Below are 22,168 nucleotides of genomic sequence, written 5' to 3'. Positions count from 1 at the left end.
AGCCAAACTTAATCGACGCATCAATATCCGATCCCGAGACATCAATACCCAATACCCAATGCCCGATATCCGATAATAAAGATTAGACACCTCATAGAGACAGCATTACAGCCAACGCCCATAAAACAAACAAATCAACAACAAACCACTGTACATAAATTCATCAAGCAGCCCAATAACCATACACAGACCTAAGCAGCATCATAATGTTAACATTTAATTAAAATCTAAATTTAAACAAAAACATAGGTAACGACTTGTGCGGTTGACTTTAACTTTTGGCCCATTAGAATGATGGCGACTTTTAATCATTGCGGAGACCCACTGTGGGCACACACATAAGCGACAGTAGATGCCCTGTCCAAAAGACAGGATTTAACGCCTAGCACTAGCCCGCAATATTTTGCTGCTACCTGCTAAGCAGGGTAGTAGTGTGAACCATTCTTCACTCCGCCTCCCCCAAAATATCAATCACAAACCATAAAGCCTGAGCCTATGGCTGCGCTTTTCGCAATTCCAGCATATTCGCTGGGGTTCAGTTATGTGTATTTTTTGCATCTCAAAGCAAGTTTTTGCCTCAGTACCCTCCGTTTACCCGATGGATTAACACCTAAGGGTTTACACCTGAGGAGCCTTAACATGGCTTACATAAACAACGCAGCAATTTTGCGGTCTTTATCCTGTGCAAGTTTCAGCTTGTACTACAGCATGAGTGCGGCAGCATCCCATCTCGAAGTGGATGATCCCGCCCTCGCAGAACACTGCGAATTAGAACTCGGCTGGCAACAACCTAGGTCGGATCATGCTCGCCCACAATTTAACGCAACCACGACTTGCAGCCGCAATCAATGGGAATGGCATTTAGGATTAGCATCCAATGCCAATGACGATAATCGTGAGGAGCAGGCTGAATTCGGTATCAAGCTACCGCTCAACGTAAATTCCCACTCCGATTCAGATCGGCAACAGGATGATTGGCACAGCGCAGTGGTGATCAACTTGCAGAAAAACCTCGATAACGGCAACGGATTTGCCACCGAAGCCTTCGGCATTGTTGGCAAAACCTTAGGCGACTCCGATGTCAGCTTGTATGCCAACTTAGGTTTTACCCATGAGTTTAATGAATCGACCCAATTACTTGCGGGCATCGCGGCGGCCTATGAACTCAGTAGTCACCATCGCGTGATAGCCGAGCTTTATCAAAAAGAGTTGAGTGAGGCTGCCTATCAGTTCGCCTATCAACACACGCCGCAACGACAGCTACAGCTGGAATTGAGCTTAGGCAATGCCCTTCGTGGCAACGCGCTGCAACTTGGCGCAGACATCACCTTTTACTTTGGTCACTAGATCGTTGAGAGAATGAACTATGAACATGAATAACAGCACAAACAACACTAAAAAAATCATCCATAACCTGCAAATGATTATCGAGCAACGCAGTGCCAGCGCCATGGCTGAATTAGCCGAAAAGCGCCACCCTGCCGATATTGCAGCGGTATTTGACGTCTTTAATCAAGAGCAACAAGTCCTATTGTTGCAACTGGCCTCACCTAAGGTTTGCGCCAATTTGTTTCGCTATCTGACCGACGAATTGCAGGCGAGCTTAGTTCAGCAGCTAGAAAAAACCACGCTTTCTGCGCTGCTCGTGCACATGGCGGCCGATGAACGTGCCGACCTTTACAATCTGCTCGATGAAACCCAGCAAGCGGCCATTTTACCTGTGCTCGCATTGGCCAAACGGGAAGATATGCGCACCCTCGCCGCCTATGACAAAGCGAAGGTCGGCGCGGTCATGACTTCGGATTACACCTTGCTCAATAGCCGCCATACTGCGGCAGAAGCCATTGACACCCTACGCACTGAGGCCGCCGATAAGGAAACCATTTATCAAACCTATGTGGTGGACATGTTAGGTCGCTTGATTGGTACTGTGTCTTTAAGACAGCTATTGCTGGCGCAGCCGCACGAGCGAGTGGTCGATTTTATGAAGCCCGACCCCGTCGCGCTCGATGCCAATGCGTTTCGCGAAGAAGCGGTGCAGATGATCGCCCATTACGACTTGATGGCGCTGCCTGTAGTCAATGGTAAAGGCCAGCTTGTCGGTATCGTCACCTATGATGATGCTATGGATATTGCCAGCTCACAGGCGGATCTTGAGTTCACGAAAACCGCGGCCATCGGCAATATTGACCATAACCTCAAGACCGCCAGCATAGGCTTACTCTACCGCAAGCGCGTGGTTTGGCTGGTGATTTTGGTCTTTGGTAATATCTTCTCAGGGGCAGGTATCGCCTTCTTCGAAGACACGATTGCCAGTTATGTTTCCTTGGTCTTCTTCCTGCCGCTACTGATCGATAGCGGCGGTAATGCGGGATCACAATCGGCGACCTTAATGGTACGCGGGTTAGCCACGGGAGAAGTGGTACTCAAGGACTGGCTATCTATGTTAGGGCGTGAGTTATTTGTCGCCGGATTATTAGGTGCCAGCATGGCAGCCGCCGTATCACTGCTAGGCTTCTGGCGCGGCGACCCTGAAATCGCGCTGGTTGTTGCGCTCACTATGCAAATTGTTGTGATTATTGGTAGCTTGATAGGTATGTCACTGCCCTTCTTACTGAGCAAGTTAAAGATGGATCCTGCGGCGGCAAGTGCGCCACTGATCACCTCCATCGCCGACATCATAGGCGTGCTTATATATTTCAGCATTGCCACTGTGGTACTCGACTTACCTATGCCATAGAGCATAAAACCTCAAAGCGAACCAAGCTAAGTTAACCTTAGCGTGGTTCGCTTATCATTCGATAGTACTAAACTACTTATGGCAACTCACAAAAGCAGCAATAACCCTAAAAAAATTAAGAATAAAGCGCAAGGATCAGTTAATATTTCAACACCTAAATGGTTTTACTTTTTATTAACATTGCAATATTTACCGCTGAGCCCTGTCACTGTAAGTCGATAAGCAATAGCCATAGTCCTTGCGACGCTAGAGGTCTTTTTATGTGGTTTAATTCCCAGCTCAAAGCTGAAAATAAGGCGCTTAAAGAGCGGCTTATCCAACTAGAACAACAACGCCAAAATGAAATCGATGAACTGCGTGGCATGATCCGTGAAAATGAGACTATGCAGCAGCAATCGCGGCAAAATGCGGATCACTACACTGAGGTGATAGCCTGCCAAAACCAAGGTGGAGAAATGCTCAATGCGGTGCGCGAAGGTTTAGCCAACAGTGCTGAATTACTTACCTCCGAACAGGATTCACTGTCAGAACTTGATAAGATTTTTGATCAAACCCGCATCGCCGTGGCAAGTTTAGGCACTAGAGCGACTTATATTAATGAGCAAGCGTCGAGCAGCATGAAAGCCGTTACTGAGCTAGATGCGACGACCTCTTCAATCAACCAGTTTGTTGCCGCGATTCAAGGTATCTCAGAACAGACGAACTTGCTGGCATTGAATGCCGCTATTGAAGCCGCCCGCGCAGGTGAAGCAGGACGCGGTTTTGCAGTAGTTGCCGATGAAGTGCGCCAACTTGCCAGTAAAGCCCACGAAGCCAGTAGCCACATTGAAAAACTCGTGAAACAAATCGTCATTCAAGCGGCTGAAATTAAAGAAATTGTCCATAACAATCAAAGCAGCGCTATCGATGTTGCCAGCTCTTCTACCCAAATCGGCCAAGTGGTTGAAGATGTACTGCATCGCTCAAAGCAAATGCAGCAGGTAATCCATAACGCTGCTACCGCGTCATTCTTAAATACCACGAAACTTGACCACGCGGTCTGGAAAAGCAGCGTATATCAATTAATTGAAAAACCACAGCATAACCATAGTGTGAACTCACACACTGAGTGCCGTCTCGGACAATGGTATTTCAAAGGTTTTGGTGCTGAGAATTATCAGCATTTGAGTAACTTCAAAGCCTTAGATGCACCACATAAAGCGGTGCACGAAGCGGGTAAAGCTGCGCTCAATGCCAGGCAAAAAGGTAATCTGCCTGAAATGGTTAAACAACTGCATTCGATGGAAGACGCCAGTATGCGTGTTGTCCACTGCATTGATAATCTGATGCGTGACGTTTATCGAGCCTGATGTTTATCGAACAGGCTTAAGTCAGCATTGATAAAAATACCCACCTAAGAGCGCCATACTCGCGCTCTTTTTTTATCGTTCAAAACGGTATATTAAATTTACTCTTAGAAAATGAACCCCTAGCTATACTTGATTTGAACACAGCGTTCATCTTTAATCGTTTCAAGAGCAAGCAGTGAGACTCAATTATAACATTCTAATTTTTAGGGTTATTAATGAAACTAGTCACAAGCTTTTTGCTATCACTTATCTTCTGCGGCGCTTTTCCCCTGCGCGCACAGCCGCTAAACATCTATACAGAAGAATGGTCACCGATCAGTTTCTCTATCGATGGCAAACCTGCTGGTTTAGCGGTGCAAGTCGTAGAAGAAATTCAAAAACGCATCAAGAACCCAGATCCAATTAAAGTCGTACCTTGGGCTCGCGGCTGGAAAATGCTGACCGAGCAGCCCAACACTGTGTTGTTCACTATGACGCGCACCGCAGAAAGGGAGCAGATGTTTACTATGATAGGACCCGTTGCCGTCGGCACGACCAATTTTTATGCCTTAAAAAATAGCGGCATAAAAATTACCTCGATAGAAGATGCTAAAACGGCGAAGGCAATTGGCGTCTATCGTGCCTCAGTGGAGGAGCGCTTGCTTACCGAACACGGCTTTACCAATGTCGCCGCCTCATCAACGCCCTTGTTGAGTGCGAAACAATTGATGAAGCACCGCATCGATCTTTGGTGTAATGCCAACCTCACTGCGCCAAGTATTTTGTCGGATGCTGGCGCGAGTATTGATGATGTAGAGTCCCTCTTCACGATTAGCGCTAACCATCTTTACATTGCCTTCTCACAAGGCACGCCCAATGAGGTGATCGAGCAGTGGAAAAGCGCCCTAGAAGCAATAAAAGCGGATGGCACCTTCGCAACGATTTACCATACTTGGCTCCCCAACGATGCGCCGCCAATGCAGACCGAACGTATCGGACTTGGCAACTAAACCTATTGCTCTACGTTTTAAGTGCTAAGTGCTATGTTTTGATTTCTAAGTGCTAAGCACAAAACTCTATAACTCTTTAGCAAGCTCTTAGAAAAGACACTCGCAAATCCAGTCGATACGCTCACCCGTGATAGGATGATCAAACGCTAAGCGGGTCGCATGTAGCATTAATCTACTGTTACTCGTCATCTTAGTGATGTCTGGTTCAGGTGCATCAGCGTTATAGGCCTTATCTGCCACACTCTCACCCACGCCACCATAGAGATCGCACCCCAGAATCGAGTGACCAAATTGCTGACTGTGGATCCGCAGTTGATGGGTTCGGCCAGAAACCGGGGTAAACTCGACCCGCGTGGCGAAAGGCTCGGTTAACCGCTCGAGCACCCGATATTCGCTGATCGCAGGTTTACCTGTACTGTGGCAAATCTTTTGTAGTGGGAAATGATCGACATCTTTAGCGATCGGCAGATTAATCACCCCGCTGTCAGCGGCGATATGTCCGTGCAGCAAGGCGGTATAACGCTTCTCGACCGTGCGTGCCTGAAACTGCTTGGTCAGCAAGCCATTCACGCTTTTATTCAGTGCCACCAGCATGATGCCCGAAGTGCCAAAATCGAGTCTGTGTAGCAAAGTGGCCGTCGGAAAATCCTGCACTAAGCGATAATGCACTGAATCGAGATTGAGCGGATTCTTCCCCGACAGACTCAATAATCCGCTCGGCTTATCAATCAGCAGAATGTCGCTATCTTGATAAAGCACGCGTATTTGCCCGAGGCAAGGCGGCGCAATAAAAGTATCAACTTTGGCAAGGCTATCGGCGGCAGGAGCAGACATAGTTTTCAGGCAACCTAAGTAGGAAATCAAATGAGTTAAGTCATACTCAAAACAAACTGCACAACTCAATAAAACAAACTCAAAAACTCAGTAAAACAGACTAAGTAACTCAATAAAACAAATTCAAGAATTGAGCAAAACAGACACAGGCCTAAATAATAAGGCCGCATAACCTAAGTTATGCGGCCCTCTAATTCACGGCATTAACGCTGTGGCTTATTTAGCCAGTACGCGTAAATGCAGTTCTTGTACTGACGTCACGTTAGTACGGTCATCAGCGGCATGGGCCATACAAGTGGCGAATGCAGCGTTCATGGTCGTCGTGTAGTTAACTTTGTAACGCAGTGCACCGCGGCGCAATTGACGAGAATCTTCAATCGCTTGGCGACCTTCGGTAGTGTTCACGATATAAGTGTATTCACCATTCTTGATGCGATCGAGAATGTGTGGACGACCTTCGTGCACCTTGTTCACTAGACGTGGGTTGATACCCGCTTCGCCAAGGATAATCGCAGTACCGTGAGTGGCATCGATTTGGTAACCGAGCTCGATTAACTTAGCCGCTAAATCGGCAACGCGTTTCTTATCGCTGTTACGCACAGACAATAACGCACGACCCGACTTAGGCACTTCAGAAGTGGCCCCTAACTGCGCCTTGGCATAGGCTTCGGCGAACGTATCGCCCACGCCCATGACTTCACCGGTAGAGCGCATTTCTGGGCCTAACAGTGGGTCAACACCCGGGAACTTGTTAAATGGCAACACCACTTCTTTCACTGAGTAGAAAGGTGGGATCACTTCTTTAGTGAAGTTTTGCGACGTTAAGCTTTGACCCGCCATCACACGCGCGGCAATCTTAGCTAAAGGCACACCTGTTGCTTTAGACACAAATGGCACAGTACGGGCAGCACGTGGGTTAACTTCAATCATATAGATTTCGTTATCTTTCACGGCAAACTGTACGTTCATCAGGCCGACAACACCGAGTTCCATCGCCAACTTGCCGACTTGAACGCGCATGCGATCTTGGATTTCTTGGCTTAGCGTGTATGGCGGCAGCGAACAACCTGAGTCACCTGAGTGAACACCCGCTTGTTCGATATGCTCCATAATCGCGCCAATCACCACGATTTCACCGTCACATACTGCGTCGATATCCACTTCAATCGCATCATCTAAGAAACGATCGAGCAGTACTGGCGACGCGTTCGATACGCTCACGGCTTCGTTGAAGTAACGCAGTAAATCTTGCTTGTCGTAGACGATTTCCATCGCGCGGCCGCCCAGTACATAGGATGGACGCACAACTAACGGATAACCGATACGCTCAGCGGCAATCACAGCACCTTCAACCGTAGTCACGGTATCGTTTTCAGGCTGTTTCATCTCTAAGCGTTGAATCGCTTGCTGGAAACGCTCACGGTCTTCGGCGCGGTCGATTGCATCTGGGCTAGTACCAATGACAGGTACGCCAGCGGCTTCTAAGGCACGGGCCAATTTCAATGGCGTTTGACCACCGTACTGCACGATAACGCCTTTTGGCTTCTCGATACGGACGATTTCTAATACGTCTTCCAGTGTTACAGGTTCGAAGTACAGACGGTCTGAAGTGTCGTAGTCGGTTGAAACGGTTTCAGGGTTACAGTTCACCATGATGGTTTCATAACCGTCTTCACGTAGCGCTAACGCCGCGTGCACACAGCAATAATCGAACTCGATACCTTGACCGATACGGTTTGGCCCGCCACCTAACACCATGATTTTGTCACGGGTCGATGGGTTAGCTTCACATTCTTCTTCGTACGTTGAGTACATGTAAGCTGTGTCTGTTGCAAACTCTGCCGCACAAGTATCCACACGCTTGTAGACTGGGTGCAGGTCAAACTTGTCACGCAGCTTACGCACTTCGGCTTCGTTCACGCCTAATACATCGGCCAGACGCGCATCAGCAAAACCTTTACGTTTCAGTTTGCGCAGTAAGTCATGATCCAGACCAGCCAGCCCAACTTCAGCAACCACACCTTCAAGCTTGATCAGCTCTTCGATTTGTACGAGGAACCAAGGGTCGATATTGGTCAGCTTAAAGATTTCATCTAAGCTCAGCCCCGCACGCATCGCATCGGCTATGTACCAAATACGGTCGCAACCAGGCTCTTTCAGCTCAAGGCGAATACGCGCCATCGCCTCAGGCTTAGACATGTCAGTGATAGGGTCTAAACCGTTACGGCTAACCTCTAAACCACGTAATGCTTTTTGCAGTGACTCTTGAAAAGTACGGCCAATCGCCATCACTTCACCCACAGATTTCATCTGTGTGGTTAAGCGATCATTGGCGCCAGCAAACTTTTCAAAGTTAAAGCGTGGCACTTTAGTCACAACGTAATCGATAGCAGGCTCGAATGACGCTGGCGTGCGACCGCCAGTGATGTCGTTCATCAGCTCATCAAGGGTGAAACCAACCGCTAACTTAGCGGCGATTTTCGCAATCGGGAAACCCGTTGCCTTTGATGCCAATGCTGAAGAGCGCGATACACGTGGGTTCATCTCGATGATAACCATACGGCCATCTTTCGGGTTGATACCAAACTGTACGTTCGAACCGCCGGTCTCAACACCAATCTCACGCAGTACGGCCATAGAGGCATTACGCATGATTTGGTATTCTTTGTCTGTCAGGGTTTGCGCTGGCGCAACTGTGATAGAGTCGCCAGTGTGTACACCCATAGGATCGAAGTTTTCGATGGCGCAGACGATAATGCAGTTATCGTTGCGGTCACGGACCACTTCCATCTCGTATTCTTTCCAACCGATCAGTGATTCGTCGATCAGCAGTTCACTCGTTGGCGATAACTCTAAGCCCTGTGAACAGATCTCTTCGAACTCTTCCTTGTTGTAGGCGATACCGCCGCCCGAGCCACCCATAGTAAAGGATGGACGGATAATACAAGGGAAACCCACTTGATCGAGTACACCGTAAGCTTCTTCCATGTTGTGGGCAATGCCCGCACGTGGACAGTCAAGACCGATACTTTTCATCGCTTTATCAAAGCGGCTACGGTCTTCAGCTTTATCGATGGCATCGGCGGTCGCGCCAATCATCTCGACGTTAAATTCTTTCAGTACGCCTTTAGCTTCGAGTTCTAATGCGCAGTTCAGTGCGGTTTGGCCGCCCATGGTTGGCAGAATCGCGTCTGGGCGTTCTTTAGCAATAATGTTACGGACCACTTCCCAGTGAATCGGCTCGATATAAGTAGCATCGGCCATTTCTGGGTCAGTCATAATGGTGGCAGGGTTAGAGTTCACCAGAATGACACGGTAGCCTTCTTCACGCAGCGCTTTACACGCCTGTGCGCCAGAATAGTCAAATTCACATGCCTGACCAATCACGATTGGGCCGGCGCCTAGGATAAGAATACTCTTTATATCTGTACGTTTTGGCATTGCTTCTCTCTTCTCCTAGCTAGCGTACTACTTGGCGTTCTGACTTTTCGTTACAAGACGATAGTGTTCAATAAGCTCGATAAAGTGATCGAACAGAGGTGCGGCATCGTTCGGGCCCGGGCTCGCTTCAGGGTGACCTTGGAAGCTGAACGCAGGTTTGTCCGTAAGATGGATACCTTGTAGTGAACCATCAAACAGCGACTTATGCGTCACCTTAATGTTGGCGGGTAGCGTGGTTTCATCGGCAGCAAAACCGTGGTTTTGACTGGTGATCATCACGTTACCTTTCTCGATGTTGCTCACTGGGTGGTTTGCACCGTGGTGACCAAACTTCATCTTTAAGGTTTTTGCACCTGAGGCCAGAGCTAACAACTGATGACCTAAACAGATACCGAAAATCGGTGTGTCGGTTTTCAGGATCTGTTGAATTGCTTCAATTGCGTAATCGCATGGCTCTGGATCGCCAGGGCCGTTCGAAAGGAACACACCATCGGGATTCATCGCCAGCACGTCGGCGGCAGAGGTTTTAGCTGGCACAACGGTGACGTCGCAACCGCGGTCCACTAACATACGCAGAATGTTTTGCTTAACGCCGTAGTCGTAGGCTACTACTTTGTATTTAAGCTCATTTGCTGGCGTATCTGCAGGTAAACCGCCCACTAAACGCCAGCTACCTTTGCGCCATGGATAGGCAGCTTTAGTTGTGACTTCTTTAGCGAGATCCATGCCTTTTAAACCGGGGAAGGCTTTGGCAGCGGCGAGCGCTTTTGCTTCGTCTAAGTCTGCACCTGCCATAATACAACCGGCTTGTGCACCTTTTTCACGGAGAATACGAGTTAACTTGCGGGTATCGATATCTGCTATGCCAACGACATTGTTCGCTTTGAGATAATCACTTAAGCTTTGTTGATTGCGGAAACTACTTGCGATGAGCGGAAGATCACGAATGATAAGACCACAAGCGTGAACCCCATCGGATTCAACATCTTCATCATTGGTACCAGTGTTGCCTATGTGTGGGTAGGTTAATGTTACAATCTGGCGTGAGTAGGATGGATCAGTTAAAATTTCTTGGTAACCTGTCATGGAAGTGTTAAAAACAACTTCACCAACAGAGAGACCATCGGCACCAATTGCTGTGCCAGAGAATACAGTTCCATCTTCGAGTACGAGTAAGGCAGACTTTGTCAACGCGACCTCCATAAAGAGCCAAGCCACTGAAATATAATGTTTTTATGTTATGTTAAGATACCAATTTCCGCTAATTTACGAAATTTTGACAAATTCCAGCGAGTTTACAGGAAAAACGCGAAACCGTCCACCCATTGGTATCTGGGTGCAAAAAAAAACGCCATATCGGCGTTTTTAATATTAATGCAAACCTAAAACCTGCTGCATATCATACAAGCCCGGCTTTTGCTCCACTAGCCAGTGGGCGGCGCGCATAGCGCCGTTAGCAAAGGTCATACGACTCGAGGCTTTATGGGTGATCTCTAAACGCTCACCGATATCGGCAAACATCGCCGTATGTTCACCGACTAAGTCACCAGCACGAATAGTCGCAAAACCTATGGTTTCACGATCACGTTCACCCGTGATCCCCTCGCGGCCATACACGGCACATTTCTCAAGATCGCGACCTAAGGTCTTAGCAATCACTTCACCCATTTTCAGGGCTGTACCCGACGGCGCATCTTTTTTGTGTCTGTGGTGACCTTCGATAATTTCGATATCAGTGTAATCACCCATGACTTCGGCAGCCAGCTCGAGCAATTTCCACATCAGGTTGACACCCACAGACATATTCGGCGCCATCACTACCGGCGTTTGCTCGGCAAAGGCATTGATCTGTTCTTTTTGAGCATGATTGAAACCGGTTGTGCCGATCACCATGGCTTTCTTATGGCGCACACACCAATCTAAATGGACAATACTGGCGTCTGGCGCAGTGAAATCAATCAAGACATCAAAATCATCGGTCGCGTAATCCAGCGAATCCATGATCATGACCTTTAATTTACCCACACCAGCTAGCTCACCCGCATCCACGCCCACTAAACTAGAGCCAGCGCGCTCAATAGCGGCACCCAGCAATATATGGTCGTGATTGTAAGCCGCTTCAATAAGAGTGCGTCCCATACGACCACCGGCACCGACGATTGCCACTCTCACTTGTCCACTCATTTCAATCTCCTCAATCTTTCTTTGTCTTCCATAAGAAAACGCCTAAGACAGGCTTAGGCGTTTTATCAATATTAGATGATATCTAATAATTCAACTTCGAATACCAAAGTTGAATAAGGAGGAATCGATGCCCCCGCGCCACGCTCACCGTAAGCTAGGTGATGTGGAACAAATAATTTCAACTTAGTGCCTACTGGCATCAGTTGCAATGCTTCAGTCCAGCCAGCGATAACGCCAGATACTGGGAACTCAGCTGGTTGGCCACGAACTACAGAGCTATCGAACACATCACCATTGATGAAAGAACCATGGTAGTGAGTACGCACTGTATCTTCGTAAGTTGGAGTAGCACCGTCACCTTGGACTAAAACTTCGAACTGCAGACCAGAGTCAGTCACAGTCACGCCATCACGCTTAGCATTTTCAGCTAAGAAGGCATCGCCTTCAGAAGACGCAGCTGCAGCAGCTTGCTCTTGAGCAGCTTGAATACGACCGCTAATTTCAGTGAACGCAACTTGCAGATCTTGCATAGACACAGCACTTTCTAAACCGGCAAACGCATCGGCTAAACCCGCTTGAACGGCTGGAATATCCACACCATCAAAAGAATTGGCGGCCAGTTGCTCACCCATTTGACGGCCTACACCGTAGCTTGCTTGCTGTTCAACAGTACTGAATTTATCAGACATAATTAACGACTCTCAATTTATCAGTGGAATTTTGCGCGCCAGTTTACCATAGTTCCGCGACCTATGCTGATAAACTGACTGCTTATTTAACTAAGGCGGCTTTTTTACACACTTATTGCGTATTTATCCAAAAGCGTAAATAGGCTAAGGACGCATATCGGCCAGAAAACAACCGCTAACACTCAGCTAAGTGGCACTTCGCTATGCAGCGTGCAGCTTATTTCGGCGCCACACATTGGTTTTTCACCTGGGTTTTCGCACTGGCATAGAGTGGCTGCATCTGCCCTTGCAGTTGTTGCAACTGAGCGATGCGATTACTGTTCGATGGATGAGTCGATAATAATTCTGGCCCCTGACTGCCGCCCACCTTCGACATGTTCTGCCATAAGGTCACACTTTGCGCCGGATCGAAACCGGCTCTCGCCATCAGCTCTAAGCCCATCACATCGGCCTCGCTCTCTTGAGCGCGGCCAAAGGGCAGAATCACCCCAACCTGAGCGCCTAGTCCTAACGCCGACATATATAAGTCGCGATTCGACACACCACTCGCCCCCAACGCCGCATCGGCTATTTGCATACCGACGCCCGTTAACTGTCCGCGAGAAACCTGCTCGTTACCATGTTGCGCCAATACGTGCGCCACTTCGTGACCAAGCACAGTGGCAAGCTGATCAGGACCATTGGCGACCTTAAGTAAACCGCTATACACACCAATATGGCCACCTGGCAGTGCAAAGGCGTTAACTTGTTCAGAGTCAAACAAGACGACATCCCAGCGCTGGGTTTGATCCGGCAGCACTGCCGTCACCCGATTGGCGACACAATTCACGTATTGCGTCAGCTTTTTATCGCTACTCACCTTTTGCTGCTTTTTCATCTCTTCAAAAGAAGCATCACCCATCTGCTGCATCTGCGCCGCTGAAAAGAGCAAAGTCTGCCCTCGCCCCGTTGGCGATTGCGTGGTCGCGCAGGCCGATAATCCGAGCACGACCGCCAAACCCACTAAGCCTAAACACATTGATTTCATGTGGCACTCCTTAAATCCCATGACGGGCTTGAAGATCCTTGAGCCAAACGGGCTCAACTAATGGAAAGATTTTACTGAGATAGAACCGATAAGCCAAATGTAAGTCGATGCAATACCATTAAAGTGACTCAACATCATTTTTACCATCACCATGAAAGAAAAAGATTGATCCCCATAAAAATTAACAAATGTAAATAACCTGCAAAACTACTCGATAATAATTATCATTCGTGCGCCTCATGCTTGGTAGGTCAGCCTTTAGTTGGACTCAAGCTATGTTTTACTCCGCTCTCACTTATATAGGATTTACTATGCGACTCGCGCTCACCCCCTGTGCTGCTTCAATACGTTATGCCTTAGTTGGTTCAGTGCTATTGTCAGGTATGGCCTTTGCCACCACACCACAGACCTCTACCACGCCACCTGCAAACATTGAGCGCCTGATTATCTCGGGAAGTCGCGTCGTGGAGCGTATTGATGAAGTCCCCTCCTCTGTCACCTTAATTGATAACGCCACGCTCAACCAAGATCTCAAGGTCAGTTCCGAGCTACAGAATATTCTAGCAATGCGAGTCCCTGGCTTAGCGCCATCTTCAGGAACCTCAAGTAATGCAGGGCAAACGTTACGTGGCCGTAAGGCACTCATACTGATTGATGGTGTACCGCAATCGACACCATTGCGTAATGGCTCGCTTGATATGCGCTCAGTAGATGCGAACGCCATAGAGCGTATCGAAGTCATTAAAGGTGCAACCTCGATTTACGGTAATGGTGCAGCAGGCGGTATTATCAACTACATCACCAAGAAACCTGGCGACAGTAAAGCACAAGTGAATCTTGGTGCCTCGAGTAAATTCAGCACAGTCAAATTTGAAGACAGCGCTGGCTATCGCTTTAATGCTGGAGTGGATGGCTCACTTGAAAAGTTCAGTTATGTATTAAATGCTGTGACCGAAGAAACGGGCCTACAGCGTGATGCTGAAGGTGACGTACCAGGCCTAGTTTATGGATTATCCGAAACGAAAACACAAAACCTATTTACCAAATTGCAATACCAGTTTACTGATGCAAAGTCATTGCAATTCACCTACAACTACTACGAAGCACAACAGGATGCAGACTTAGTTGATGTCAGTGGCAGTATCAATTCTGGCGTTAAAACCTACGCCATTAAAGATACCTCAGGCAAGCCTAAACTCGGCGAACCACAGGGACCTAAGGGTAACCATAACGTTACCTTGAAGTATGTGGACGATGCATTATTAGATAGCACACAAATGGTGTTAGACGCCTACGGCCAAAAAATTGATAACATGTTTTTCTTCTCTTCCTCACTCGCTAATCCATCAGAAGGATACAGCGGTGGGCAATCGATTATTCTGTCTGAAAAAATTGGCTTACGCGCCAACTTTAATACCGAGGTCGATTGGGACAACATAGTCACCAATTTTGTTTATGGGGTCGATGCTTTGCAGGATGTCAGCAGTCAGCCCCTTGAGGATGGGCGCATTTGGGTGCCTGAAATGGACATGACCAATCTTGCTTTCTATCTGCAAACTAAATGGGTGATATTTGATGATTGGGTTATTAAGGCGGGAGTTCGTCAGGATAGTGTGGATTTAAGTGTTAAAGATTACAGCACGTTAAAACTGTGTGCGAGTGCGACTCAATGTACCGAATCGATTGATGTTAAAGGTGGAGACCTCGGCTTTAACGCCACCACCTATAACTTAGGGTTACGTTATACAGGCAGCAGCTTTGCTAGCCCGTTTATCAGTTATTCCCAAGGAGCAGATATTTCTGATCTTGGTTTGTTGTTACGCGCTGCGGCAGTCAATGACATCGCCTTAATCAAATCACAGGCAGCCATTATTGATAACTATGAGATAGGCATTTCAGGCTATGTTGATGCCTTTTCCTATGAACTAGCCGTCTTTTTTAGCGAATCAGAACTCGGCACCAGCAGCAAATACGACGCAGTATCAGGTGCGTATGTTCCTATTCGTGCCCCGCAAGAAATTTGGGGTTACGAAGCACAAGTCAGTTACGCTTGGTTAGACAATCTCAGCACTGGCATGAGCTATAGTTTTGTCGAAGGTAAAGATACCGAAAAAGATGAGTATTTAGACGGGCAAATCATCTCACCACCTAAATTTACCGCTACCTTAGACTGGCAACCAACAGACAACAGCAATATTAGCCTTGCCTATTTATATATCGGCGATCGCGACCGATTCGAGCCAATTAATGGTGCATATGTTGGCAGCCAAGGCCCCGTTGAGCATTACAACATTGTCAATTTGAGCAGTAGCTACCAAATAAATGATTGGACTTTATCCCTTGGTGTGGAAAACCTGTTCAACGAAGATTACTACTCTGCCCGCTCGCAATCTTTTACCTTTAAAGGCTACAACACTAAAGGCTTAGGGACGACAATGAATGTCGGCGTGAGCTATCAGTTTTAAGATGCTCTCGAAAAAGAGTTAATCAAAGAGTAAATGAAGCCAAATGGGATTGGGCATTCTGCTTGGCTTCATACTCTACACCAAGTACAAAACCCGCAGGTCAATGGCTCATATATGGCTCATACAAAAGTCGGACTTTAACGATCTAAAAAGTTACAGCTAGATTTTTAAGCCTGCATTAGATTAATTTAGCTATCTGTCTTTATTGAATAAACTCTTTACCATCATGTATTTCATCGTAATCGCGAACCTATGTATAACTATTCTGTTAGTCGTTCAATTTAAAAATTTTGCTAAAATCCAGCGTCACGTTGAAAAGTATTATCCAGAAGAATGGCATAAAGCTTCGGCGAATCCGATGAAAATCCGACTCAGAACAGCCAGAAGTGCCTACATTCACGAGTCACTACAACATGGCTTTCTCTCTACACAAGATGATCCAAGGCTTAGTCAATTTACTCGAAATGAAAAACGCATTAGCTACCTTTGTGCCGTTATTCTTTTATGCGGTTTTGTTTTTGCCTTAGTTTATTAATACTCTTCTTTTAACAAAGCGTAGAGATACTCATCGCCCCACACGCCCTTAAAGAAGATGTTTTTCACATAATGGGCTTCGCGCCTAAAGTGGAGTTTTTCGAGTAAGCGACAGCTGGCAAGATTTTGTGCGTCTGTGATCGCAATAACGCGATGCTTATGTAATTCAATGAAGAGGTAATCCAGCAATGCGCTGACGGCCTCAAAAGCGACATGTTTACCTTGATGCTCAGGCGCAATCGTAAAGCCGATTTCCACCTGCTGCTCATCAATAAAGTGCAGCGCCAGATCGCCAACGAGCGCGGTCGGTGTTGCTCCCGACGCGGCAGTGACAATCGCAAGTTGAAACCACGTATCCGCCGCACCAAATTGTGCGTAATCCATATTGTCGAACAGCGCGACTGCATCGCTATAGCGGTAATCCGTCCAGCTTTGATATTGGGCGACCTTAGTGTCGGCTCGATAGGCGGTAAAAGCCTCAAGATCCGCTCGCTGGAATGGCCTAAGTACAAAGTGCTCAGTCGTTAAACCGTTATTCACCACTTTATGAAGTGCTTTGCTTAACGCCAATGTCGATGCCATAACTTAGCTCCCTTAATGTCAATAAGTCACTAAGTTACACCCAGAGCGAAAGCGTTAACAGCAGCCAATGCGCTTTATTCTGTTATCGGTTTAGTGATAGCAGCACGCCAAGCTTAAACGCTATGGATAGCTTCACTCTTTGCTTGAGGATGGCTTCACTCTTGTTTCAGGATTGCATCACTCCAGTTTCACTATGACTCTACTCTAGCTTCATAATGAATAGCCTCAAGCTCAGCGCTTACCTTTAAACTCTTTAGCGCTGTGCTTATTGATGCTACGGCGATTCGCCTGTTTATCACGTGGTGGTCGCTTACGCTCAACCTTGCTATCTGCGGTGCCATCACTGGTATTTTCACTCGGCTTATCCGTGACCGGAAAGTCAGCCAATAATGCCAGCGGTAACTCCCGCGCGGTCAAACTGCGGATCGCCGTTAAGGTCGCCATTTCACCGTGGCATACGAGGGAAATCGCCAGCCCTTTTTCGCCAGCGCGGGCGGTGCGGCCAATGCGGTGCACATACACAGGCGCGCTCATAGGCAAGTCCAAATTGATAACGACTGGCAAGGCATCAACATGAATGCCGCGCGCCATCAAGTCAGTCGCCACTAATACTTGGATCCGATTGGCTTTAAAGTCGGCCAAGGTTTGGCTGCGTACGGCTTGATCTTTTTCACCGTGCAGCGCGGCGACTTTCATCCCCGCTTTGGCGAGCCGTTTAGCGACGGCATCAGCATCATCACGGGCGCTGATAAACACCAGCACCTGTGGCCATTGATAGTGTTTTAACAGCGCAATCAATACCTGCGCTTTACTGCCCTTGTTGACTAAATAGAATTGTTCTTCGATTTCACCTGCCACTGAATTCACCTTGTGGGCTTCGACCCGTAGCGGCTCATTCACCAGCAGCTTGTCCGCTAATGTATCCAACGCCTCGGGCAAGGTGGCAGAAAACAACGAGGTTTGCTTAAGCTTAGGCATAAATGCCATCAGCTTTTGCACATCAGGCCAAAATCCCATTTCCAGCAGGCGGTCAGCTTCATCCAGCACAAGATGTTTTATCGAATCTAGGCTGATGTGGGGCTGTTTGCATAAATCCAGTAAACGCCCAGGGGTTGCCACTAACACCTGCGGCTTGGCAGTGAGTTCTACTAATTGGTCTTCCAAGGGGACGCCGCCACACAGAAGCTGAATGTTCAACGAAGCCGATAACTGACTTGCCACCGCTTGCAACGCTTCAGTCACTTGCAGCGCTAATTCCCGCGTAGGCACCAGCACTAACGCCAGAGCATTTAGGGCCTGCACCGACTTGGCACCCTGCAACTGTGTTTGCTGTTGCAACAAAAGTTGTTGTAGAACTGGCAAACCAAAAGCTAAGGTTTTCCCGCTACCGGTTTGTGCTAAGGCTAACAAATCCCGTCCCGCAAGAATGGCCGGAATCGCGAGTTGCTGCACCCGAGTCGGATGTTTAAGACTTGCAGGCAAAGCCTTAAGTAACGCCGAATTTAAGCCAAGCTCAGCAAAAGTTAACGACTCAGGGGAAGAAGAAAGCTTAGGAAAGGTCATCACAGCACCGGATCAAAACATGGGAGCGAAAGTTTACTGAGAGTTGGCGGTGAATACCAATGTTGTTTCGGCTTTTACGCAAGCCTTGGCCAGTTTGCAACGGTACTGTTTGCGACGATATGGTTTGCAACAATACTGTTTGCAACAATACTGCTACGGCATTTACGTTACGCCGTTAAGAAAGTCTAGTTTTAAACTTCGTTTGAATTTCTAAACCGAATATCAAATCAAAATCGACATCAAAGTCGTGGGGCTTCACCCCCTGATGTTAAATCAAGAGTCGACCAAGAGGGCTCAACTGTAATCCCCTCTTGGATCTCCCTTGCCGACAAGGTCCATGTCTAACGGCCAGTTCGCAGGAATAGATGTATTCCTGTCGCTTAGGTGTTCGTGGTGTATCTTAAAAGAGACTCCTGACGCATCTTTCTGATGTGCGCAAAGTTAACGCAGGTGATGGGATGGTAGATTTTAATCCCACAGCTTTCGTGAGCGCTTATGGTAGAATCCCGCCCAATCAGCTTTATGAATGTGCAACACAACTCATTTGTTTAACTGAGCGTAGTGGAACACTACCGTGATTAACTAAATGAGGAGAACAGATTATGAGTAAGTTAAATGCCGAAGAACGTAAAGCCCGCGATAACGCCCGTTTTTCACAACGCGTCGATGAACGCCGCACAAAGGGCGAAGACGTCGTCGCCTACGTGCTAGGCAACAAGCTCGCGTTTAAGTTTCTGACTAAACCAGAGAGACACGAATTTAAACAAAGAGAAGCGGCACTTGAAGAAGAAGCCAAACTTAAAAAGCAGCAAGCGTTTCAGCTTAAAACCGAGCAAGAGTTAGAGAAAGCCGAAGCCGCATTTACTGTTCCAGAAGAGTAACCTCTCAAAAGAGCCATTGATTATAATTGATGGCTCACGCTTACCCCATTTCCAAACTTCGTTTGAATTTTTAAATCAAAATCAATGTAGTGGGGCTTCACCCCTGATTTTTATTAGAGAATCGACCAAGAGGGGATCAACAGCAATCCCGCTCTAGGATCTCCCTTGCCGCCCCACTGCAGAGTCGAAAGCTCCTTGTGCTTATCGGCAAATTATTAAGGCATCAAACTCATGCCTGTCCCATTTTTTTATTACGTTCTAAGCGTAATATGGTGAATTACTGATTCAGATCAATAATGTTCAATAACACCGTTGCATCTCATGTCTTTAAATCCATTCTTTTGCTACATTCTGTTGTAAAGCTTTAAGTCGCTGTCTCATTATTTTTAGGAGGAAGTGTGGTGAGATTATTTTTGTTGTTCATTGCATTAAGTCAATTACCAATATCCTCTGCCTATGGAAAAGAGCTGAAATTTGCTGTTGTGCCTAAATTTTATAGTATTTTTTTTGATCAAAGCAAAAATGGCTGTATAGATGCAGCGGCTCAAATAGAAGGCGTAGAATGTATATATCGAGGACCTGAAATTAGCAATGTTAGATTGCAAGATCAGGTAATAAATCAACTGATTGATGAAGGTATCGATGGTATCGCTGTCGCGGTTACGCAGTCTAAATATCTGGTTGAAAATAGCCTAAAAAGAGCCAAAGAAGCCGGAATTCCAATTGTTACCTATGACTCTGATTTTGATGCTTCTATCAAAGAAGAACCTAAGAATTTACGCTTCGCTTATATAGGCACAGACAATTTTGAACTAGGTAAATCATTGGGTGAACAGTTAAAAAAACTACGGCCAAATGGGGGAACTCTGATAATGCATTCTGGGCGGCCAGATTCTCCCAATCTGAATTTAAGACTTATGGGTGTACGTTCCGCCTTATCAGGAAAAAAATACGATGCTCCTCCTGGTGAATTGCTTAATGGCGATTTAGGCTGGACAGAAGTTAGAGAACCTTTGTTTAATTTTGATCAACTTAGTCAAGCCGTTAAACAAATGGAGTCAGTGATGAAAGGTAAGCCTGTGAAGGCAGACTCTTTTATCGCAGTAGGTGGTTGGGCACAAAATAATGATGCGCTCTATCGTGAAATGATTGCTCCATACCAAGAAAAAATTAATAACAAAGAAATCGTCATTATTATTACCGATACATCTCCAGAGCAGTTAACTATGCTGAAAGATGGTCTTGCTCATGTCAATGTGGGTCAAAATCCATATGAAATGGGAAGACAGGCAATTTTGACGCTTTATAAAATTGTCACAAAACAAAAGTATGAAGAAACAATATACACACCTGTTACGTTTTGCACTCCTCAAAACGCTGACACCTGCGACAAACGTATCGGAATGTGACACCAAAATGATGGATTAGGCCAGTACACCTCTCAAAGGAGCCATTGATTATAATTGATGGCTCACGCATACTCCATTTCCAAACTTCGTTTGAATTTTTAAATCAAAATCAAAGTCGTGGGGCTTCACCCCACACCCGACCAAGGAGGACTGCTCGTCCTATCCTCCTTGGATGCTCCATGACGCCCCTAGCGAAGTTACATGCATTGATTACTGGCCTTGGTCTTATGGATAAATTGCTATCGCTTCCGAAGGCAACGTCCATGTACCTACGAAAGCTAGCTCGCCATCCATGGCGAGACTCACGTAATTTATTCCAACGCCCCGCGGCAACTTCGCAGGGGAAGGTGAACTTCTGAATTTATAGTGTTAACAGTTAATCTCAAAGAATGCTGCCTGCCCAATCTTTTTTGACTGCCACGTTTTGCAAGGTAAATTATCGAATATGTAGATGTAGATGTAGATGTAGATGTAGATGTAGATGTAGATGTAGTTTAAACAAAGTAAGGCATTGGCCTTGATAAACACATGAGATGCCATATATGTCCTTTCTTTTCATTAAATTTCTATAGTGGCGACTTCATAATGGACTCAAATTTGCACTTGATCGAGCTTCTCAACCTTTTTTCTATGGCTTCACACTCCTCGACACTTTGTGCCTCTTTAGGGCTTAAGCGACCAGAACTGGTACGCGCTGAAAGATCTGACATATAAAAGCATGCATCCCAATACTCATTTATATCTGTTTCTATAGATTTATTTAGATAGAGCGGTACTTCCCTTTGTAGTGGTCAAGTAAAATTGGCCACGGTTTTAGAGTCATTCCAATATAAACGTTCTGACTCATTTGGCGTTAACCCTCCATTATATTGATGGGGTCTGGTCTCACTGTAATATCCAGTGATGTAATTTGTGATCTCTTTATCTGCTTCTGTAAAATTCCCATAACCACTGGCGGGTATCCACTCAGATTTCAAACTTCTAAAGAAACGCTCCATTGGTGCGTTATCCCAACAATTCCCGCGGCGACTCATACTTTGCTCAATCTGAAGACACCATATTAATTGTCTGAATTTCAAGCTTGTGTAATGCGAACCTTGATCGCTGTGATATATCACATTCTCAGGCTTATCCCTTAACTCAAATGCCATTTTCAAAGCTTTACAGGTCAGCTCACTATCTGGTGATAATGACAAAGCCCATCCAACAGGTTTGCGGGAAAATAAGTCTAAAACAACGGCTAGATAGGCCCAGCGATTACCGACCCAAACATACGTCACGTCGCCACACCACACTTGATCTGGTTGAGTTACTGCAAACTGTCGATTAAGCGTATTGGGTATTGCAACATGCTCTTGTTTCGCTTTTCTATAAGAATGCTTAGGCTGCTGACAGCTTAATAACCCAAGCTTTTTCATTAGATTACGGGCTCGATAACGACTGAGACCAATCCCTTTGTTAGTCACTAATTGCGCTATCGT

General features: G+C 46.6%; 15 protein-coding genes and 1 pseudogene. 7 read left to right on the top strand and 9 right to left on the bottom strand.

Annotated elements, in window-relative coordinates:
- Positions 1-639: 639 nt before the first annotated feature.
- The 4 genes from KV201_RS15985 (at position 640) to KV201_RS15970 (ending at position 5,078) form a co-directional block, all read left to right on the top strand.
- Entirely contained in the window at positions 640-1,347 is a 708-nt protein-coding gene (locus tag KV201_RS15985) for a hypothetical protein (RefSeq protein WP_226059902.1), read from the top strand.
- 19 nt (positions 1,348-1,366) lie between these two features.
- Positions 1,367-2,740 (top strand): magnesium transporter, encoded by a 1,374-nt coding sequence (gene mgtE, locus KV201_RS15980; RefSeq protein ID WP_226059901.1) that lies wholly within the window; start codon positions 1,367-1,369, stop codon positions 2,738-2,740.
- A 260-nt stretch (positions 2,741-3,000) separates the two neighbouring features.
- The gene (locus KV201_RS15975; RefSeq protein WP_011847555.1) at positions 3,001-4,089 is read left to right on the top strand and encodes a methyl-accepting chemotaxis protein; all 1,089 of its coding nucleotides are present in this window, start codon (positions 3,001-3,003) and stop codon (positions 4,087-4,089) included.
- A gap of 215 nt (positions 4,090-4,304) precedes the next feature.
- Entirely contained in the window at positions 4,305-5,078 is a 774-nt protein-coding gene (locus KV201_RS15970; RefSeq protein ID WP_011847556.1) for an ABC transporter substrate-binding protein, read from the top strand.
- 87 nt (positions 5,079-5,165) lie between these two features.
- Here KV201_RS15970 and KV201_RS15965 read toward each other — a convergent pair whose 3' ends face one another.
- From KV201_RS15965 to KV201_RS15940, 6 genes are all read right to left on the bottom strand, one after another.
- Entirely contained in the window at positions 5,166-5,912 is a 747-nt protein-coding gene (locus KV201_RS15965; RefSeq protein ID WP_226059900.1) for an RluA family pseudouridine synthase, read from the bottom strand.
- Positions 5,913-6,128: 216 nt separating this feature from the next.
- A complete protein-coding gene (gene carB / locus KV201_RS15960) occupies positions 6,129-9,353 on the bottom strand; it encodes a carbamoyl-phosphate synthase large subunit (protein ID WP_226059899.1) in 3,225 nt (1,074 codons plus the stop codon).
- A 27-nt stretch (positions 9,354-9,380) separates the two neighbouring features.
- Positions 9,381-10,556 (bottom strand): glutamine-hydrolyzing carbamoyl-phosphate synthase small subunit, encoded by a 1,176-nt coding sequence (gene carA, locus KV201_RS15955; RefSeq protein ID WP_115334026.1) that lies wholly within the window; start codon positions 10,554-10,556, stop codon positions 9,381-9,383.
- Positions 10,557-10,724: 168 nt separating this feature from the next.
- On the bottom strand, positions 10,725-11,537 hold the full coding sequence (dapB, locus tag KV201_RS15950) for a 4-hydroxy-tetrahydrodipicolinate reductase (RefSeq protein ID WP_006082785.1): 813 nt from the start codon (positions 11,535-11,537) through the stop codon (positions 10,725-10,727).
- A 71-nt stretch (positions 11,538-11,608) separates the two neighbouring features.
- On the bottom strand, positions 11,609-12,226 hold the full coding sequence (locus tag KV201_RS15945; protein ID WP_006082786.1) for an FKBP-type peptidyl-prolyl cis-trans isomerase: 618 nt from the start codon (positions 12,224-12,226) through the stop codon (positions 11,609-11,611).
- A 217-nt stretch (positions 12,227-12,443) separates the two neighbouring features.
- A complete protein-coding gene (locus tag KV201_RS15940; RefSeq protein WP_226059898.1) occupies positions 12,444-13,253 on the bottom strand; it encodes a M48 family metallopeptidase in 810 nt (269 codons plus the stop codon).
- Positions 13,254-13,564: 311 nt separating this feature from the next.
- Here KV201_RS15940 and KV201_RS15935 point away from each other — a divergent pair, with 311 nt between their 5' ends.
- Positions 13,565-15,718 (top strand): TonB-dependent receptor, encoded by a 2,154-nt coding sequence (locus KV201_RS15935; protein ID WP_226059897.1) that lies wholly within the window; start codon positions 13,565-13,567, stop codon positions 15,716-15,718.
- A gap of 531 nt (positions 15,719-16,249) precedes the next feature.
- On the opposite strand, the gene KV201_RS15930 is transcribed toward KV201_RS15935, so the two are convergent.
- Both KV201_RS15930 and KV201_RS15925 read right to left on the bottom strand, forming a co-directional pair.
- Complete coding sequence (locus KV201_RS15930) at positions 16,250-16,834, bottom strand: GNAT family N-acetyltransferase (RefSeq protein WP_226059896.1); 585 nt, start codon at positions 16,832-16,834, stop codon at positions 16,250-16,252.
- Positions 16,835-17,065: 231 nt separating this feature from the next.
- Complete coding sequence (locus KV201_RS15925; RefSeq protein WP_226059895.1) at positions 17,066-18,397, bottom strand: DEAD/DEAH box helicase; 1,332 nt, start codon at positions 18,395-18,397, stop codon at positions 17,066-17,068.
- Between the two features lie 602 nt (positions 18,398-18,999).
- Here KV201_RS15925 and KV201_RS15920 point away from each other — a divergent pair.
- Positions 19,000-19,278: a hypothetical protein gene (locus tag KV201_RS15920; protein WP_006082790.1), complete on the top strand. Its 279-nt coding sequence runs from the start codon at positions 19,000-19,002 to the stop codon at positions 19,276-19,278.
- Between the two features lie 398 nt (positions 19,279-19,676).
- Positions 19,677-20,687: a sugar-binding protein gene (locus KV201_RS15915; protein WP_226059894.1), complete on the top strand. Its 1,011-nt coding sequence runs from the start codon at positions 19,677-19,679 to the stop codon at positions 20,685-20,687.
- A 791-nt stretch (positions 20,688-21,478) separates the two neighbouring features.
- Here the strand turns inward: KV201_RS15915 and KV201_RS15910 are convergent.
- Positions 21,479-22,168, bottom strand: a pseudogene (locus KV201_RS15910) (IS3-like element ISSba5 family transposase); the annotation flags it as partial.

This window comes from Shewanella sp. SR1 (assembly GCF_020447145.1).
Taxonomy (GTDB): domain Bacteria; phylum Pseudomonadota; class Gammaproteobacteria; order Enterobacterales; family Shewanellaceae; genus Shewanella; species Shewanella baltica.
This window is presented reverse-complemented; position numbering and strand designations above follow the sequence as displayed.

What these genes read in the sequence shown, in the direction of transcription:
- KV201_RS15985 (WP_226059902.1), top strand. Translation starts at nt 640, where the DNA reads ATGGCTTACATAAACAACGCAGCAATTTTGCGGTCTTTATCCTGTGCA.
- mgtE (WP_226059901.1), top strand. Translation starts at nt 1,367, where the DNA reads ATGAACATGAATAACAGCACAAACAACACTAAAAAAATCATCCATAAC.
- KV201_RS15975 (WP_011847555.1), top strand. Translation starts at nt 3,001, where the DNA reads ATGTGGTTTAATTCCCAGCTCAAAGCTGAAAATAAGGCGCTTAAAGAG.
- KV201_RS15970 (WP_011847556.1), top strand. Translation starts at nt 4,305, where the DNA reads ATGAAACTAGTCACAAGCTTTTTGCTATCACTTATCTTCTGCGGCGCT.
- KV201_RS15965 (WP_226059900.1), bottom strand. Translation starts at nt 5,912, where the DNA reads ATGTCTGCTCCTGCCGCCGATAGCCTTGCCAAAGTTGATACTTTTATT.
- carB (WP_226059899.1), bottom strand. Translation starts at nt 9,353, where the DNA reads ATGCCAAAACGTACAGATATAAAGAGTATTCTTATCCTAGGCGCCGGC.
- carA (WP_115334026.1), bottom strand. Translation starts at nt 10,556, where the DNA reads ATGGAGGTCGCGTTGACAAAGTCTGCCTTACTCGTACTCGAAGATGGA.
- dapB (WP_006082785.1), bottom strand. Translation starts at nt 11,537, where the DNA reads ATGAGTGGACAAGTGAGAGTGGCAATCGTCGGTGCCGGTGGTCGTATG.
- KV201_RS15945 (WP_006082786.1), bottom strand. Translation starts at nt 12,226, where the DNA reads ATGTCTGATAAATTCAGTACTGTTGAACAGCAAGCAAGCTACGGTGTA.
- KV201_RS15940 (WP_226059898.1), bottom strand. Translation starts at nt 13,253, where the DNA reads ATGAAATCAATGTGTTTAGGCTTAGTGGGTTTGGCGGTCGTGCTCGGA.
- KV201_RS15935 (WP_226059897.1), top strand. Translation starts at nt 13,565, where the DNA reads ATGCGACTCGCGCTCACCCCCTGTGCTGCTTCAATACGTTATGCCTTA.
- KV201_RS15930 (WP_226059896.1), bottom strand. Translation starts at nt 16,834, where the DNA reads ATGGCATCGACATTGGCGTTAAGCAAAGCACTTCATAAAGTGGTGAAT.
- KV201_RS15925 (WP_226059895.1), bottom strand. Translation starts at nt 18,397, where the DNA reads ATGACCTTTCCTAAGCTTTCTTCTTCCCCTGAGTCGTTAACTTTTGCT.
- KV201_RS15920 (WP_006082790.1), top strand. Translation starts at nt 19,000, where the DNA reads ATGAGTAAGTTAAATGCCGAAGAACGTAAAGCCCGCGATAACGCCCGT.